At 41.9% G+C, this 17,635-nt stretch carries 14 protein-coding genes; 4 read left to right on the forward strand and 10 right to left on the reverse strand.

Annotation, left to right across the window (positions count from 1 at the left end; genetic code table 11):
• Positions 1 to 9: 9 nt before the first annotated feature.
• The 9 genes from G4420_RS21080 to G4420_RS21120 all read right to left on the reverse strand — a co-directional run bounded on the left by G4420_RS21080 (position 10) and on the right by G4420_RS21120 (position 13,697).
• A complete protein-coding gene (locus G4420_RS21080) occupies positions 10 to 1,698 on the reverse strand; it encodes an MBOAT family O-acyltransferase (protein ID WP_204273774.1) in 1,689 nt (562 codons plus the stop codon).
• 18 nt (positions 1,699 to 1,716) lie between these two features.
• Positions 1,717 to 3,030 carry a GDSL-type esterase/lipase family protein gene (locus G4420_RS21085; RefSeq protein WP_163325930.1) on the reverse strand — a complete coding sequence of 438 codons (1,314 nt, stop codon included), beginning with the start codon at positions 3,028 to 3,030 and terminating at the stop codon, positions 1,717 to 1,719.
• A gap of 224 nt (positions 3,031 to 3,254) precedes the next feature.
• The gene (locus G4420_RS21090) at positions 3,255 to 4,721 is read right to left on the reverse strand and encodes a GDSL-type esterase/lipase family protein (protein ID WP_163325931.1); all 1,467 of its coding nucleotides are present in this window, start codon (positions 4,719 to 4,721) and stop codon (positions 3,255 to 3,257) included.
• The gene (locus tag G4420_RS21095) at positions 4,718 to 6,247 is read right to left on the reverse strand and encodes a LysM peptidoglycan-binding domain-containing protein (RefSeq protein ID WP_163325932.1); all 1,530 of its coding nucleotides are present in this window, start codon (positions 6,245 to 6,247) and stop codon (positions 4,718 to 4,720) included. Before G4420_RS21095 ends, G4420_RS21090 begins: the two co-directional genes overlap by 4 nt.
• 222 nt (positions 6,248 to 6,469) lie before the next feature.
• Positions 6,470 to 8,131, reverse strand: a complete 1,662-nt coding sequence (locus G4420_RS21100) for an AMP-binding protein (protein WP_163325933.1) — start codon at positions 8,129 to 8,131, stop codon at positions 6,470 to 6,472.
• 17 nt (positions 8,132 to 8,148) lie between these two features.
• The gene (locus tag G4420_RS21105) at positions 8,149 to 8,703 is read right to left on the reverse strand and encodes a helix-turn-helix domain-containing protein (protein ID WP_163325934.1); all 555 of its coding nucleotides are present in this window, start codon (positions 8,701 to 8,703) and stop codon (positions 8,149 to 8,151) included.
• A gap of 145 nt (positions 8,704 to 8,848) precedes the next feature.
• On the reverse strand, positions 8,849 to 10,972 hold the full coding sequence (locus G4420_RS21110) for a S9 family peptidase (RefSeq protein ID WP_163325935.1): 2,124 nt from the start codon (positions 10,970 to 10,972) through the stop codon (positions 8,849 to 8,851).
• A 156-nt stretch (positions 10,973 to 11,128) separates the two neighbouring features.
• Positions 11,129 to 11,833, reverse strand: a complete 705-nt coding sequence (locus G4420_RS21115) for a hypothetical protein (RefSeq protein WP_163325936.1) — start codon at positions 11,831 to 11,833, stop codon at positions 11,129 to 11,131.
• Positions 11,834 to 11,852: 19 nt separating this feature from the next.
• A complete protein-coding gene (locus G4420_RS21120) occupies positions 11,853 to 13,697 on the reverse strand; it encodes a vWA domain-containing protein (protein ID WP_163325937.1) in 1,845 nt (614 codons plus the stop codon).
• 339 nt (positions 13,698 to 14,036) lie between these two features.
• Between G4420_RS21120 and G4420_RS21125 the strand changes: the two genes are divergently transcribed.
• Positions 14,037 to 14,606, forward strand: coding sequence for an RNA polymerase sigma factor (locus tag G4420_RS21125; protein WP_204273775.1), 570 nt, complete (start codon positions 14,037 to 14,039; stop codon positions 14,604 to 14,606).
• Positions 14,596 to 15,912 carry a carboxypeptidase-like regulatory domain-containing protein gene (locus tag G4420_RS21130; protein WP_163325938.1) on the forward strand — a complete coding sequence of 439 codons (1,317 nt, stop codon included), beginning with the start codon at positions 14,596 to 14,598 and terminating at the stop codon, positions 15,910 to 15,912. The genes G4420_RS21125 and G4420_RS21130 overlap by 11 nt, the downstream gene beginning before the upstream one ends.
• Here G4420_RS21130 and G4420_RS21135 read toward each other — a convergent pair.
• Positions 15,909 to 16,358 carry a YybH family protein gene (locus G4420_RS21135; protein ID WP_163325939.1) on the reverse strand — a complete coding sequence of 150 codons (450 nt, stop codon included), beginning with the start codon at positions 16,356 to 16,358 and terminating at the stop codon, positions 15,909 to 15,911. The two genes, G4420_RS21130 and G4420_RS21135, sit on opposite strands and share 4 nt — an antisense overlap.
• Before the next feature lie 71 nt (positions 16,359 to 16,429).
• Between G4420_RS21135 and G4420_RS21140 the strand changes: the two genes are divergently transcribed.
• On the forward strand, positions 16,430 to 17,542 hold the full coding sequence (locus G4420_RS21140) for a DmpA family aminopeptidase (protein WP_163325940.1): 1,113 nt from the start codon (positions 16,430 to 16,432) through the stop codon (positions 17,540 to 17,542).
• Between the two features lie 12 nt (positions 17,543 to 17,554).
• Positions 17,555 to 17,635 carry a T9SS type A sorting domain-containing protein gene (locus G4420_RS23625; RefSeq protein ID WP_163325986.1) on the forward strand — a complete coding sequence of 27 codons (81 nt, stop codon included), beginning with the start codon at positions 17,555 to 17,557 and terminating at the stop codon, positions 17,633 to 17,635.

A 17,635-nucleotide genomic window follows, 5' to 3' on the forward strand; every position in this document is an offset into this window, starting at 1 on the left:
AAGTAATCTCTAAAACTGGAAATAAATAAACGGTTGCATATCGGCCGAAACGGATTGGTAAACGATTATAACCACAACAGCAGAAATAGCAGCTTTTACCCACATTGGTGATGCGATGAACCAGTTTTTTGCCCGGTCTTTCAAATCATAACTCAGCCAGTGGGTAACAAAACCAAACAACATCATCAGAAAAACCCATTTGTAGGCCACAAGTACCTCCGGAATCATTGCAATATTAAGGTCGGTGCCAATTTGGTGCAGCATTCCGCTTACTACGTCCATCGATTCGGAGCGGAAAAATACACGTGTAAAGGTTATAAAGGTAAATGTTATGGCAATCTTCCAGATATTCACCAAACGGTTACTGCGTTTTTCCCACGGGCTGATTTTTCGCCAGAATTTGTAAATTACCAAACCAACACCGTTCAGTCCTCCCCAGATAATAAACTGCCACGATGCACCATGCCAGAGTCCTCCAAGTAACATGGTAAGCATCAGGTTGATGTTGGTATTGATATGCCGTTTTACATTCGGGACGAAATGGGCCAGCAACGCAAACAGCAGCACAAGGATAGCAAATATCGGTACTAAAATGAGCTTCCCGGCCAAAAGGACAACAATTGCCAGAATAATACCAAGGCTGATATAACTAAATACCGAACCTTCGCGGTTTCCGCCAATGGGGATATACAAATAATCTTTCAACCACGACGAAAGCGACATGTGCCAGCGTTTCCAGAACTCGGCAACACTTTTAGCCTTATAGGGCGAATTAAAGTTTTGCGGCAAACGGTAGCCCATTAACAGCGCTACCCCGATGGCGATGTCGGTGTATCCCGAAAAATCGACATATACCTGCAGCGAGTATCCAAATAAGGCCATCAGGTTTTCGAATCCCGAATGGGTAACAGGGTCGGAAAAAACACGGTCGACAAAGTTTACAGCAATGTAATCGCCAATAAATATTTTCTTAATCAATCCTTTCAGAATGATAAAGATTGCCCAGCCAAATTCTTCTTTCGAAAGGCGGTAATCTTCGTAAATCTGCTTTACAAATCCCGATGCGCGAACAATCGGCCCAGCAACCAACTGCGGGAAAAACGATACATAAAAACCAAAATCGATTAAATTATTTACAGGTTTGGTTTCGCCGCGGTACACATCAACCGAGTAACTAATGGTTTGAAAGGTGAAGAACGAAATACCCACAGGCAGCAAAATCTGGTTCACTTCGAAATGTGTCCCGGTTGCTTCGTTGGCCCACAGTGCCAGATGATTGATCACATGCAAATCGGTGCCAAGCATTAGGTTAATGCTGTCAATAAAAAAGTAAGCATATTTAAAGTAAGCCAGCAGGGTGAGGTTAATAACAACACTTGCTACAATCAGTAGTTTCCGAGTCAAATCACTCTTCGATTTGTATATTCCTTTGCCAATAAAAAAGTCGGTTAACGTACTGAACAACAAAATAAAGAAAAAGAATCCGCTGGATTTGTAGTAAAAAAACAAACTTACCAGGAACAAATACCCTGCGCGAACACTTCGGTTTTTGTTTTTGTAAACCAATGAATAACCGGCCAACACAAAAGCAAAAAACGCCCAAAAGAAAAAGCGTGTAAAAATTAGCGGTGCCGTTTTGTCGTACAGAAAAATATTCCGTAGCAGTTCTCTTAATTCTATTTGTTGTAGTAAATCCAAGCAGTCTTAGTTATCCTGTCATTTCGAAGGAGTTAACGACTGAGAAATCTGCCCGTTAAAGCTTCCTTCTCTTCCTCCGTCCTCGAAATAACTGTTTATTGTAAGTTCTTTTTTATCAATCAAATAATTCTCAAAATCCTTCATCATCGCACCAAAAAACAGGTCGGCTATCATTAAATAACCTTCGCGGGAAAAGTGGATTTTATCGCTTTGCGCCAGTCCATTGTTTTGCCACAGCACAATGGAATTCAAACCTCCCATAACCGAAAACATGTCCCACACACCGGCATTGTATTTTTTGGCCATTTTAAACATGCTGTCCTGCACCTTTTCGCCATTTTTGTTCACATACCGGCGGTACAGGTAACTGTCGTTGTTAGTAGTAAACACAATCAGCGCATTTGGAGCAGCGGCTTTTATTTTGTCGATAAGCTGTCCGTAATGATCTTCGAAACGGGCTTGCGAAAACTTTCGGCCATAGGCGTCGTTAATTCCCAGTCCGAGAATCACAAGATCAGGACTAAGATCAGCCAGCTGTTCGGTAAAAAGCTGGCAACGCAAAAATGCCGGAACATGCGCTCCGTTCACGCCAATACTGTGATACATTATGCCGTTTGGATCCGTTTCGGTGCTCATTCCCAGCAAGGTAAAATTACCCTGCGAATTGTAATCTTTCTCTAGTGTTATCTGCAAACTATCTACCCACTCATTCAGTTCAAAATCGGTGTATCCTTCGGCTTCCACCTTATTTTTCACCAAATCCTGATCAATATTTATGGAGTAATTCTTTGCTGTGTTCTCGTAATAAATTCTCAGTTTATTAAAACTGTAATCCAGTTCGTTTTCGTCTTCCAGTAAAATAGTGAGCTCGGCTTTTGGCGATGATGTTGTTGCAGAAATGCCTCCCACTCCCAGCGTTCCGCTTTTCCGGCCTTCAACATTACGGAAAGTTTTCCAGTAGCCGTTGTAACGAATATAATAACCAAAAGGCGAGTTGGTGCGTGCAATGCGGTACGGAAACATAAATCCCCAACCGGCATTCATTTCGCCGTTAAGTTGCTGAAAACGGTTGCGCATTTGCCCCGAAAACGAACCCGCCTGAATGTGTGAGCCACCAATTTGAACAATATTTACACGTCCTTCACCGGTGCTTACCAGTTGCTCCAGCTTTGAATAAAATCGTTCTGCATTTGTCCGGCTTCCGGGGTAATGCATTTCATTGCGGTCGTAACGAACAAAGTTGTACTGGTTAACGTGGTAGAAGTAGCTGTTTTGCTGGGCGGAAACGGATGTGCCTATGAGCAGGATAATTGCAATGACAATGAATGACAAGCTTCTAGCTTCCAGCCGCGAGCTGCGAGCTTTTAAAGATTGCACGAAGATTGATGGAGATTGAATTAGATTGAATAGAGATTGATCTACAAAACTTAGTACGCTATTGAAACTAGCAACTTGTAGCTTGAAGCTTCGTTGAAACAGCTCTCTCACTACGTTCGAGATGACAGTGAACTCGTTACTCATAGCTCGCAGCTCGATACTTTTTACTTTCTTCCCCATTACATCTCCTCCTCCAAATAATTATTGTACTCCAGAATCAATGCATTGTAGAACATATTGGCCACCAAACGTGCTCCGCGAGCAGAGAAATGCACATAATCAGGGCGCGCCAGTTCGGGTTGGGCATTCACCCACGACGGCATACTGTTGTGTCCGCCCATAGCTTCGTACATATCCCAATATGCACAGTTATTTTCCAATGCTACCTGTTTAAGTGTTTCAACAACATCGGGTAAATGTTTATAGGTAATGTACTTATCCTTCACCTTTGTCGACATATCGCTTGGCCCGATAACCAGAATGGCTGCATCGGGACACAAAGAATTAATTCGTTGTATCTGGCTGCCAAACCAACGGCCATAACGTTCAATCGCCTTTTTATCTTTAATGTATGGAATTACATTACCGCCAAACTGCAGGATAAAGAATTTTGGATTCAGATCGTTGTACATTTTTAAACTGTGCTGATAGTCGGCCTTGGTGAAAATAGTACCGGAACTGCCCCGCAAGGCAATATTATCCATTATCACTCCTTTTTTCGAAGCCAGTTCAATTCCGTACACATCCGGGCCATCGTAGCCCGAGAATTTCAATGTAACACTGCTTGTTGAATCAGGCAATTCGCATTCGAATACCGCATAAGTTGTATCCGCCAAAAGCGTATCGCTTAAAACCGTATCACCGCGCGCAATTAACTGCACGGCAACCGGACGTTTTGTATTCCCGTAAAACAACCGCATGTTTTCGTATTCGCGGGTGCGTTTGTAGGAGATATCAGATTTCGAGACATTCATTTCCGCCTCGTAAATTATCGAATCTTTAAACGGAATCGTGTCGCTGGCTAAAGGTGCATAACGCGAAAAAGCGCCCATTATTCCGTACCGACTGTGTTCTACCGTTGAGTCCACCTTGCCGTAAATCGGGTAACGTGTCCAGTTATCGGAATTCTTTTGATAGGCACTAAAAACATAATCGTAAGGTTGCAAAGCCGGACGTAACCCAACGCCTGTTCCTCCAAATTTTACCTGCAATTTGTTTCGAAGAAAAGAAGTGATGCGGTCGCCTTCAATCTGGCTGTCGCCGTAATGCATTATCCGAACCAGCGAATCGCTTTTTAAATGACGAAAAAAGCGAAACATATTCTCCCGGCCCAGGTCCGTCATTTCAATTCGGCGAACCGATTGCACCAGCTTATCATAATCTGCCCCATGAATGACTTCAATCACTGTATCGCCGGAAATGGTATCCAGTTCGATATCGACCAGCGAATCGATCTCAAACTGCTGCGCCAGTATTTCCGATACATCGGTATATTCTACATCATCGGCACCCAACATTTCAGGAAAGGTCGGCATATGAAAAGTCATTTCACCTACCTCGAAACCATCGTCGGGCGTTAACCACATAGCGCCGGCCAGCAAAGCAATTACGCCCAAAGTAAATGTTAATGTTTGTAGTGGCTTCATTGAACGTATATGATTAATTTTTGACCTATTTGGATTTTACGCGCATCGCTGATGCTGTTCCATTCCAGAATTTTCTCGGGCGTTACACCATCGTACTTTTGTGCAATTACATACGGAGATTCGCCACTTTTCACAATGTGCTCCACTTTTCTTGACGACTCAGGAATTACAATTCCCGGTAATGTAGCAGAAGCAAAATTCGGAACTACCGTTTTGGGCTCCTCCTTTTTAGCTGTTTCTTGCTGCAGCCCGCGATAATATTCTGCATTTTCATCGTCGACAAAAATATCAAGCGTTTTACCGGCCTGAATTTTGCGTTCGTCGTAAATGTTATTCCAGTATTTTAAATCGGCTACACGCACATCATAATCCTCCGCAATAAACCCCAACACGTCGCCCGATTTTATGGTGTACTTGATTTTTGTTTTCCCCTCAATTTCCAGATCCTTTACCTTCTCGCCCACATACTGACGATTGGGTGCCGGCGGGTATTCAATCTTTTGAGCCAACACCCCAAACAGTGTTGAGTCCACACCGTTGTAAATGGAGTCCTGCAGAAACAAAAAGTCTTGTTTCAGATCCTCAGGTAAAGTAATTGATGCCTGCCCCGGTACTATGAGATATGGAAACTGTGGATTAAAAAAGTGTAGTTCTTCGGATGATATTGGCAGCACAGCACCGATCTGATTAAAATGAGTTTGCAGGCGCACCATTGCTTCTGCCGTTATTTGTGGTTCCTGTTCCGTTATAAATTTGTTCTGGCTCAAAAATGCTGTCGTTGCCTGGAAGGCCGCCATAAAATCAGTCACTTCTTTCGGTGCTATTTTCAGCAATTCGTTTACAGAACAAGCATCACCACCGGCACGACGACAAAGATTCTTAATCTCAGTCTTTCCAAACACAAATGCCAACATGGCTTTTTTCGGATGATCGAATAAAGCCTCATTTTTCTTCAATTCCTTAACAGCAGCTTGCGTTGCTTTTGAAACATTCAAACGTTCATCAACCAGCTTGTTGATTTGCAAACCGTTCAGCACACCCTGAAAATGTGTTAATTGCCACGCTCCTGCCCGTTTAAAAGGACTTTTAGCGTCAGTGTTAAATGACGAAAGTGTCGCCGGCAAATACTGTAAATCTTCACTTAATCCGGCTTCAATCAACTCGCTTTTTATTTCCGGCTGATAGAACCAGAAGCTTTTAACAAAAATTGCCTTATCGGGAGCAGGTAAATGATCTAAAACGGAAAAATAAGTCTCAAACGCCTCCGGATTATGTGCATATTCTTTCGCGTCTTTCAGTTCCCGTTTCATCGTCTGACGGTTTGCCAACTCCAGTTTCCCGGGGAAAAATGCGGCATCATTCCATGGATATTCAAAAACCTGCTGATGAATATTTTGCAGCAAACGGGATTGAAAATCTTCGCCGTTAATACTGTCTTGCCCCCAATTTAGCAGGGGAACCAACAACAGCAAAACCACAAAAATTCCAATTAAAGAACCCGGCTTATTTTGTTCGAATCGTTTCAAATACAACTTTTGCAAAAATGATACGCAAAAATATGATTTCCGATTAAACAGCCCACAATAATTCTGAAGGAAATACATAAATTAATCCAACCCGTACCGGGTTGTAAAACGAATTCCATTGCCCCTGCTACTATAAGCGAACCCGTACCAGTTTCTTTCGCAGTAATAATTCTAAATAAATAAGTAATTCAACATTCCTGCACGAATTGGATAATCAGCAATTTATTCTACCTCATTATCGCGTTCACGAATTTCCACGCGGCGAATTTTTCCGCTGATGGTTTTTGGCAACTCATCAACAAACTCGATTTGTCGTGGATATTTATACGGAGCAGTTACCTCTTTTACGTGATTTTGTAACTCTTTTACCAACTCATCGCCGGCGCGCTGTTTATAGTCCGGTGCCAAAACAACAGTCGCTTTTACAATTTGTCCACGAATTTCGTCAGGAATTCCTGTGATGGCACATTCCACAACGGCAGGGTGAGTCATCAATGCACTTTCCACTTCGAAAGGCCCGATACGGTAACCGGAACTTTTAATTACATCATCGGCGCGGCCTACAAACCACAAATAACCATCCTCATCTTTCCAGGCCAAATCGCCGGTGTAATAAATTCCGTCCGACATGGCTTCGTCGGTCAATTTTTGGTTGCGGTAATAACCATCAAACAAACCGGCAGGATAATTTTTGTCGATTCGAATTACAATTTGTCCCTGTTCACCAGCTTCGGCTGATCGTCCTTCCGGAGTAAGCAAATCAATATCGTAATGCGGACTTGGCAAACCCATCGAACCCGGTTTTGGTTCTACCCAAGGCGAAGTAAACACCGACAAGGTAGTTTCACTTTGTCCGTAACCTTCGCGCAGTTTAATTCCGGTTAAATCGTAAAAACGATTGTAAACTTCGGGATTCAATGCTTCGCCTGCAATCGTACACCATTCAAGTGCCGACAAATCATATTTGCTCATATCCTCCCTGATCAGAAAACGGAAAATAGTTGGCGGTGCACAAAGCGAGGTTACCTGGTATTTTGAAAGCACTTCCAGAATATCGGAAGGCGTAAATTTTTCATGATCGTAAACAAAAACTGATGCGCCAACCAGCCACTGGCCGTACAGTTTTCCCCAAACAGCTTTCAACCAGCCGGTGTCGGCAATGGTTAAATGCAAACTGTCGTGGTGAAGGTTTTGCCAGTATTTTGCCGTAACAATGTGTGCCAGCGGATAAGTACTGTTGAGCACCACCATTTTCGGATCGCCGGTAGTTCCCGATGTAAAACTTACGATAATCGGATCGTCATTTTTTGTCGGCTCCACTGGACGTTGAAAGGGCTCAGCATTTTCAATTCCTTTGTGAAAATCTTCCCAGCCTTCAGGAATTATCGGTCCGATCGACACCAGTTTTTCAATGGATGGCGACTCGGGCAATGCCTCATTTACATGCGAAGTGATCAGCTCATCACCATCGCAAATAATGGCTTTTATTGTAGCGGCGTTGTCACGGTAAACAATGTCCTTTTTAGTCAACAAGTGTGTAGCCGGAATAATAACGGCGCCGATTTTATGCAAGGCAATAATGGTGTACCAAAATTCGGCACGTCGCTTCAAAATTGCCATCACCATATCACCTTTTCCAATTCCCAGCGACGATAAATAACCGGCAGTGCGGTCGGTAATTTCCTTTAGTTCGCCAAAAGTGAATGAACGGCTTTCGCCTTTATCGTTTGTCCAGAGCAAGGCCCTTTTGTTGGGTTCTTTCGCGGCCCAACCGTCTACAACGTCGTAGGCAAAGTTGAAATCCTCCGGAACGTTTAACTCGTAATTGGCTTTAAAATCCTCAAAATCGGTAAAAGCAGTCTGTTTTAAGTATTTTTCAATCATGTAGCGTCAAGTTTTTATTATAGAATTACGGCCAGAAACTTTACTGTTTTCCCCTCCAATGCTTTCATTCCGTGCGGAAGTGTGGCATCAAAGTAAAGGCTGTCTCCCTGGTTGAGTATCATTTCATGTCCATCAACACTCAACAATAATTTGCCTTCCAAAACATAGTTCAATTCCTGTCCGCTATGACTATTCAGATGAATTGGTTTTTCTTCAGCATCCGGCTCAATGGTTACAATAAACGGATCCGCTTTCCGTCCGGTAAACCCTGATGCCAGCGCCCGGTATTTATACGCCCGGGTACGTTCCATGGCAGTTCCCTGCCCTGCCCGGGTGAGATAAAACGATTTCATATGGGGCTCGTCACCAAATAGCAATGCCGTTAACCCAATATTATATTTTTTTGATATGTTTTCGAGAACACCAATTGGAATATCCGTTTTTCCGCTTTCGTATCCTTCGTATTCTTCAGCGGACACCCGGCAACTTGTTGCTATTTCGTCAACAGAAAGATTGAGCATATCGCGTAAACCTCTTAGCCTCATGGCTATCTCTTTAATTTGTCCGTTCATAATGTTTAGTTTCTATTGATTAGTTTCTATCGTTTAGCGAAAGACAAAGTTATTGCTTTTTGCGTCAGATTGTTCACTTTTTCGAACTACCGACACAATTAGTCGTAAATTTAAATCTAAAGAAACGGATGACCCCCTAAACGAACTAAAGGTTCTCGAAGAAATACTGACTTACCTTTTCCATCAGGTGAACACGGTCTTTTCCACGCACGTTATGCGGATGAATCGGATATGCAAAAAAGTCAACCTGCTTGTTCTGCTTCACACATTCGCGCAGGAATTTCATACTGTGTTGCATTACCACGGTTTCGTCCTGCACGCCATGAATTAACATCAGTTTGCCATCGAGGTTCTCCACATAATTGGTCATGTTCGAATTTTTGTAGCCTTCCGGGTTTTCCTGCGGCATATCCATATAGCGCTCGCCGTACATAATTTCGTACATGCGCCAGTCAACGACAGGACCACCGGCAACTGCCACTTTAAAAATCTCAGGATGTTTCAGTTTTAAATTCAGCGTCATAAAACCACCGTAGCTCCATCCGTGAACGCCAATCCGGTCGGCATCAACATAAGGCAACGAAAGCAGGTATTCAACTCCCTGTATTTGGTCTTCGGTTTCAAGAACACCTAAATTCCGGTGAATAGCGGTTTCAAAAGCACGACCACGATTTGAGGTTCCGCGGTTATCGAGTGTAAAAGCAATGTAGCCTTGCGACGCCATATAATATTGCCACCAACGTGCCTGGTTGTGCCAGTTTTTGGTTACCAGTTGCGAGTGCGGGCCGCCATAAACGTATACTACAACCGGGTATTTTTTAGCAGGATCGAAATCAACCGGCAAAATCAATCGTCCATGCAAATCATATTTTCCGTCTTTGGTTTTTAAGCTTATCAGCTTGTTCTCGCCCAACTGATAATCTTTTAGCGGATCTTCCGACTCGAAAATGGTTCGTTTGTCTTTTCCGCTTGCAGAGATCAAATCAACTTTTCCCGGGACTTCGTTAGCCGACCAACCATCTAAAAGATAAGTCGCATCAGGACTTAAAGTTCCACCATGAACACCTGTTTCAGTTGAAAGTCGTACAGTCTTTCCCGATTTTACATCCACTTTATAAATATTGTTTTGCAGCGGATCGTCAATGGTAGCTTCAATAAACAACGATTTTTCGCTGGCATCGAATCCAAGCATTTTTGTTACTTCCCACTCCCCTTTTGTAATCTGCTGAACCAGCTCGCCATCGGTATTGTATCTGTACACATGAAACCATCCATCCCGGCGGCTCAGGTAATAAAATTCATTTGCATTTACTTTCGAGAACTGAATAGGATAAAGCGGCTCCACGTAAGTTTGAGAAGTTTCTTCAAAAAGCGTTTTTACTTTATCTCCGGTTGCCACATCGTAACAATTCAGCTGCATATGATTTTGTTCGCGGTTCAGCTCTGCCATGTAAATGGTTTTCTCACCGGGCGACCAGGCCACATTGGTAAGAAAATGATCCAATGGCTCCCCGGTTTTCAGGAAAGTAGTTTTCCCTGTTTCGATATTGTAAACGCCCAGAGTTACGTGATGACTTGCCATTCCTGCCATCGGGTATTTTACCGGCGTGTATTCGGCTTCGCGGGCCATAAAATCCACCAGCGGATAATCTTTTACCATACTTTCATCTTTACGGTAGAAAGCCACAAAATTTCCTTCGGGCGAATTTAAAATACCACCTGAAATTCCAAATTCATTCCGGTGAACGGTTTGTCCGTTTACAATTCCGTTACCACCATCATTGGTCATTTGTTTTGTTGTTCCATCAGCAAATGCAACAAATAAATCATCTTCCTGTGTGAACGCCACAAACCGGCCTACTTCCGAGAAATTCGCATTCTCTGCTCCATCCGGAAGTTCAATCTGAAATATGACTTGCTTTTTATGAATGTCGACCAACCAATATTTTTTCGCATCCGAAACCAAAAGTTTTCCTTCGTTAGTCCAGCTATGTGATGGAAGCCCCTTGAATGTTTCGCCGGTTATAGTATTTAACTCACCAAGTGTAACAACGGTAGTTTTTTCTTCTGTTTTTGCCGACTCTGCAACGATAGATTTATTCTCAACAAAAGAAAAATGTACATCATCCATCCATTGTAATCCCGTCATCGATTCGGGATACAAATAAGTATACCGCCCGTAAACGGCATCTTCCAGACTCATTTGTTTGGTTTGGGCAAAAGCAAAAGCTTGAACAAAAAGGAAAAGAATAACTATACTTCGACGCATTTTTTCGGTTTTAAAAATTGAAGCCCGAAAATAGCAAAAGTTCTGCTTAACTTGTAATGAGAAAATTCAGGGATTTGGGTTCTTGAACTATTTAAAAACCTTCAAGGTATAAACGACCTTGAAGGTTTAGAATGACAACTCAAAATTTTATTTATATCATTCGAATACAAAAGCCCCATCAAATTCTTCGAGGTATGTTTCAAAGTTTAACACACTCTCATCGGTCATCAGAAAATAAAGGCAAATACAAAGTCCGTCTTTGCCTATTGCTAAACCTTTTCCTCTCGTAAATTTATCTTTAAAAACATTGCCTCTAAAGTTCAGGGGATAGCTGGCCATTGCCTCTGCGTTAAACATCTCACTTGCCTTTTCGGGAGGATACATTTCTACCATTGAATACAATTCAAGCACATCCAACTCTGAAGCACCACTAAAAGGTTTTCCATACCTAAAATCGTGTTTTATCCGTCCGAAAAAGAGATGCTTAAAAGCCATCTCCTGCAAACTATCTTTTGCAAGACCTTCAAAACCACCACCGGCATTACCTGGAGGAATACTTGCCAAAACAATGCATTCATTGTCACTGTGTTCAAGTACCGCTGTAACCAGTCCAAAATACGCATTGAAAAAAGTGCTTCCAAGAGCCGGCTTTATACCATATTGTTGTGCAATATCAGGATTGGGTGATTCCTCGTTTACCGCTGCCGGGTATATTAATTCTGAATTTTCGGAAGATTGGAAAGAAGTTGGAACATTTAGTAAAATCCCTACCCTTTTTACAGCGTCTTCCAAAGCAGTTTGCGCCGATATTATTTGAAGTCCAGAAAACAAGAAAATGAGTATTAGAACGATATGTTTCATAAATAATTTGCTTTTATCATTATTTCTCTTCTGCCACAAACTCCAGATTATCTAAAGTTTTTGCCAAACGAACGAACTCGCTGCGATAACCTTCGGAATCAGCTCCTTTTGCACTTTCTGCAAGGTTGATTACTGAATTTATGGTAGTATTTCCCATAAACTCAGATTTTCGCAATAACATACCGAACGAGGCAACGGCTGCCGAAAAACGAAAATCATCTGAAGTTTCGGTATTCAAACGATTCTGCACCGGTAATTCCAGCAATATGCTTTTGTGTTCGTCCGGTTTTTTGTAACGCAATTTTATCGTTAGCAATTCATCACTGTTTTCCCCCGTAACATTTTTGCTCGTTTGATATTTAAGCGGATCAACAGAAGGTACATCACCACCTGCTCCGGCCGGAATAATTTCGTACAGCGCAGTAACGGTATGCCCTGCGCCGATTTCGCCGGCATCTTTTTTATCATCGTTAAAATCTTCATCGTTAAGCAAACGATTTTCGTAGCCCACCAAACGATAAGCCTTCACTTGTTTGGGATTAAACTCGAGTTGAAATTTCACGTCTTTGGCAATGGTAAATAAGGTACCACCAAATTCGCTGACAAAAACTTTTCGTGCCTCCTGAATATTGTCGATATAGGAGTAGTTTCCGTTTCCTTTATCGGCAATGGTTTCCATTTTATCGTCTTTAATATTGCCTGTACCAAAACCCAAAACAGAGATAAACACCCCATTATTGCGCTTCTGTTCCACCAAGCGCTCCATCTCGGAAGTGCTTGATACGCCCACGTTAAAATCGCCGTCGGTAGCCAGAATAATACGATTGTTTCCACCTTCAATAAAATTCTCCTCTGCAATTTTATAGGCCAGTTTTATACCAGCCCCACCGGCTGTTGAACCACCTGCATTCAATTTTTCGAGGGCATCCAAAATTTTTGTCTTTTTATTGCCGGGCGTAGACCCCAGCACTTTTCCGGCAGCACCGGCGTACACCACAATCGCCACCCGGTCGTTGGGGCGAAGTTCGTTCACCAACATTTTAAAAGCACGTTTTAATAAGGGTAACTTATCCGGCGAATTCATTGAACCTGAAACATCAAGCAAAAATACCAGGTTGGATGCCGGCAATTCAGTTTTGTCGAAACTTTTTCCTTTTAAACCAATATGCATCAGGTAATTTTCGTTGTTCCACGGGCAAGCTGCAATTTCAGTTGTTACACTAAACGGATGTTCGTTTAGTGGTTCCGGATACTCGTACGAAAAATAATTGATCATCTCTTCAATACGAACAGCATCAGTTGGTGGCAGCTCTCCTGCATTTAAATAGCGGCGAACATTGGAATACGAAGCATTATCAACATCAATTGAAAAAGTCGACAGCGGATTGACACTCACGTTTTTGAATCCGTTTTCATGAATGGCGGAATAATTTTCAGTATTCCAGTCAAAATTATCATTTACCACCATGTAAGAAGTACGGGCAGCCTTTGCCTTCGAAATTGAACCGGAAAGAAATCTCTTTTTTTGCGTACCGTAACCAATTACCACTACTTCTTCACAAGCAATCTGGTTGTTAGTCATCTTTACATTTACTGTATCCTGTTTGCCGATTTGTACTTTCTCGGTTTCCATTCCAATAAAGGAAAACACCAGTCTTTTATCCTGAGGATTAACTCCGATGCTGTAATAGCCACTCAGATCGGTAATTGTTCCACGCGATGTGTTTTCTACCATTACGGTAACTCCCGGAAGCGGTGATCCGGTTTCGTCGCTAACTGTTCCGGAAATAATTCGTTGTTCTGTTGCCAATCCTATACCTGAAAATAATAGTAGAAAGGCCAGTGAGATAATAAATTGTTTCATAATCTGAAGTTTTAAAATTTTGATTTCACTAACAGGATGCAACAGCGTTTCTTATTCCATAAATAATTTTTAATAAAATTGAATTATCTTACTTTTAGGGGCTAATAAAGAAAATTCCCGAAGTTGACTATCCCGTGGCAGAGCTAATGGGTATTTCGCCAACTTCATTTCAGCTAAATAGCAGAGAATCGAATTTTCTTTATTTCACCCCTCTGTCATCCGTCAGTTGACGGATAACATCTCCCCTCAACGGGGGAGAAAAAGCGGAACCCCTTGGCAAAGCCAGGGGGAATTATTAGATTGAAAACCAGAATGCGGCTTACCCTATTTCAAAAAAATATGAAGAAACTGAGCGACGAAGAGTTGCTCGAACTGTTTCAGGAAAAACTTGAAACGGAATATCTGGGTGAGCTGTACACTCGTTATATGCATTTGGTTTACGGAGTGTGTTTGAAGTACTATAAAGATGTGGAACGGGCAAAAGATGCCGTAATCGAAATTTATGAAAAGCTGCAAACCGATCTTCCCAATCAGCAGGTAAAAAACTTTAAAAGTTGGCTATACGTAGTTACCAAAAACCATTGTTTAATGGAATTACGTAAAAACAAGTCGCGAAAAATTGTTTTAACCTCAAACGACGAGGAGTTGTCGGTTTTTATGGAAAATGAAGCGGAATTGCATCCTTTTGACAGAGAAGATAACAGCGAGGAAACAGCAAAAGCGTTGGAAGATTGTATAGAGCGGTTGAAGGCAGAACAGAGGCAAAGTATCCGGTTGTTTTATTTTGAAAACAAAAGTTACCGTGAAATTGCCGACGAGTTAAAAGTCGAGATAAAAAAAATTAAGAGTTTGATTCAGAATGGTAAACGTAACCTGAAAATTTGTCTGGAAACAAAAAATGAGCAGTAATAAAAATCATATTGATAAGGAACTATTCAGGCGGTATCTGGCCAATGAAATGACAGATATCGAACGGAATGCTTTTGAAAAAGAGCTGCAAAAATATCCGTTTGAAGCAGAAGCTATGGATGGTTATGAAAGCGTTTCTTCTTCGAAATTCGAGTACGATTTGAATGATCTGTCCAAAAAAATCGCCAATAAAAAACGAAATAGAAGTATACCCTATTTTGCCGCTGCTGCAACTATTCTGTTACTCATAACTTCGGGTATTATTTGGATGCAACTCAATCATGACCATCCAATTGATAAAGTAAGTGAGGTAAAAACGGAGAAGATGGAAGAAGAGCATTCTGAACCAGAGGAAAAAATAGTGCCTCAAGACGAGCCAGAAGTTAATACTAAAGTTGAAGTTACGAAAGAAACAGAGGCAACAGCAGATTCAAGAATACAACAACCAGCAGAAGAGCAAAATATTGAAATAGAAGAGCCCCAAACAATAATTACCGAAGATGAAATTATAGTTGATGATCTTGCCGAAAATGAAGCCATTGCTGAAACTACACCGATACAAACAGCAGAAGAGGATTTGAAGCAAAACACAGAATTAAAACTTATTGAGAAACAAAAAGAAATTGAATTAGCACAAACTCAGCCCGCGCCTGTACTACTTTCAAAAAGTGCCACAACAAAAGACAATATCATCCGTGGACAGATTCTATCCGACAGCGACGGACTGCCACTTCCGGGGGTATCCGTTGTTGAAAAGGGAACAAGCAATGGCACTATAACAGATATTGAAGGTAATTTCCAAATGCAACTTGAAAACGACAGCAATCCTGTTGTTGCCAGTTTTATTGGAATGGAATCAGCAGAGTTTCATCCACAAAAAGATTCCGACAATATCATAAAGCTAACCGATGACGTGGTGGGGTTAAGCGAAGTTGTTGTGATTGGATATGGAACCCAGAAAAAAGAAAGTGTAACCGGCTCTACCACTATAATTAATGATGAGCCTTTAAACTCGGCTGCCACTCCGGTAGACGGAATAACTGAATACAAGGTTTATCTAAAAGAAAAGGCTGTTCTGCCGGCGGATTATGAAACGGATAAAGTGGTTGTAAAACTCCGCCTCTCCCTGGACAGTTCTGGAGAAATTCAGGATATTGTAAACCTGAATGATGCCGATGAAAAATTCTTTGAGTTGGCAAAAGAGATTGTACTTAACGGACCGAAATGGACCCCGGCAATCAGGGATAACCGCAAGGTGGACTCAAAAGTAACATTACGAGTGGTTTTCAAAAAGTCCGACAATTAACTTTCACCGCTCGAATGATCGCTGATAATCACCCACTCCCCATCAATCATTTGAATAACCAGTGTAAAATGGCCTGCCAAATCGCCAATTTCGCGGGTTAACTCAAAACGCCCGATTAGAAAAACCGTTTTGGTATCAATTTTACTGATATCTAGAATTTTGAATTCAAGGTGTCCCATTGCAGTTTTATCAGGGTATCCTTTTTTGTAGCTATCCAGCGTGGCCTGCCAACCGTATGTTGGTCCGCGCGAGCCCATAAAAACCAGCTTATCCGATTTCCAGTAGGTTTCCATAAACTTTTCAAGATTGCCCTCGTTCCACGCTTCTGCCTGTTTATCAAGCAACGACAGAATATGCTGCTTTTCGCTTTTTGTGATTTTTTCCTGAGCAAATTCCGTAATAAAAAACAACGAAAGGATTACGCTGATAAAAAAAGTCCGTGTCATAAAAATGATTTATAGAATTGAGTGTTGAAAATAGTGTATTTTTAAAGCTCACATTCATCAAACAAATAAAAATGTTACGAATCTTTTTGTTTTTCCTGCTGTTTCTGACTGTTTGTTCCGCGTTTTCGCAACGACTGCGCGATTACGATATCATACCCGGAGTTATGATTCCCGGTGCGTTAAATGCCATTACCGATGTGGAAGGCGTAAAAGTTGGCCATACAACAATTGTTGAAGGAGAAAATATTCGTACCGGTGTCACTGCCATTATCCCGCATCCCGGAGACATTTTTCAGGAGAAAGTACCTGCTGCCATTTATATCGGAAATGGTTTTGGCAAACTGGCCGGATACAGCCAGGTAGAAGAGTTGGGAAATATTGAAACTCCTATCGTATTAACCAACACATTGAGCGTTCCTACGGCCTGCAATGCTTTGATTACTTACACGTTGAATCGGAATAAAGATGTTCGTTCGGTAAATGCAGTGGTTGGCGAAACCAACGACGGCTGGTTAAACGATATCAGGGGCCGCCATGTAAAGGAGGACCACGTTTTGAGTGCTATTGAATCAGCCACAAACGGGCCGGTTGCAGAAGGAAATGTGGGTGCCGGAACGGGTACAATATGTTTTGGATTTAAGGGCGGAATCGGAACTTCATCGAGAGTTTTACCTGATAACCTGGGCGCTTATACCGTTGGTGTTTTGGTACAGACTAATTTTGGAGGTGTTTTAAAGATCGATGATTTTAATGCCGGCGAGGCTTTGGGAAAATTCCCTTTTAGCGAATCGATACGCAACCAGGAAGATGGCTCTTGTATGATCGTGGTGGCGACTGACGCACCAATCGGTCCGCGCAACCTGAAACGCCTGGCAAAAAGAGCGATGTTGGGATTGGCAAAAACCGGTGGAATTGCATCGAACGGAAGCGGCGATTATGTTATTGCCTTTTCTACAGCCAAGGAAAACCGGATTCCGTATAATTTCGAAAATCCTGTACTGGCGATACAAGAACTTCATAACGATAAAATGTCTCCTCTGTTTCTGGCTACCATTGAAGCTACCGAAGAAGCGATTTTAAACTCACTGGTGGCTGCAAAAACGACAACGGGAAGAGATGGGCATAAAATTGAAGCCTTACCGATTGAAAAAATCGTTGAGCTTCGTAAAAATACAGCGCGATAATGCGATTTTGAAATTAAACTTTCTTCTGGCATATACTTTGTAACTTTACGGATTCAAAGTAACAGACAAACAGTTAAAATCATTAAAAATTAA

The sequence above is a fragment of the Draconibacterium mangrovi genome, from assembly GCF_010586825.1.
Taxonomy (GTDB): Bacteria; Bacteroidota; Bacteroidia; order Bacteroidales; family Prolixibacteraceae; genus Draconibacterium; species Draconibacterium mangrovi.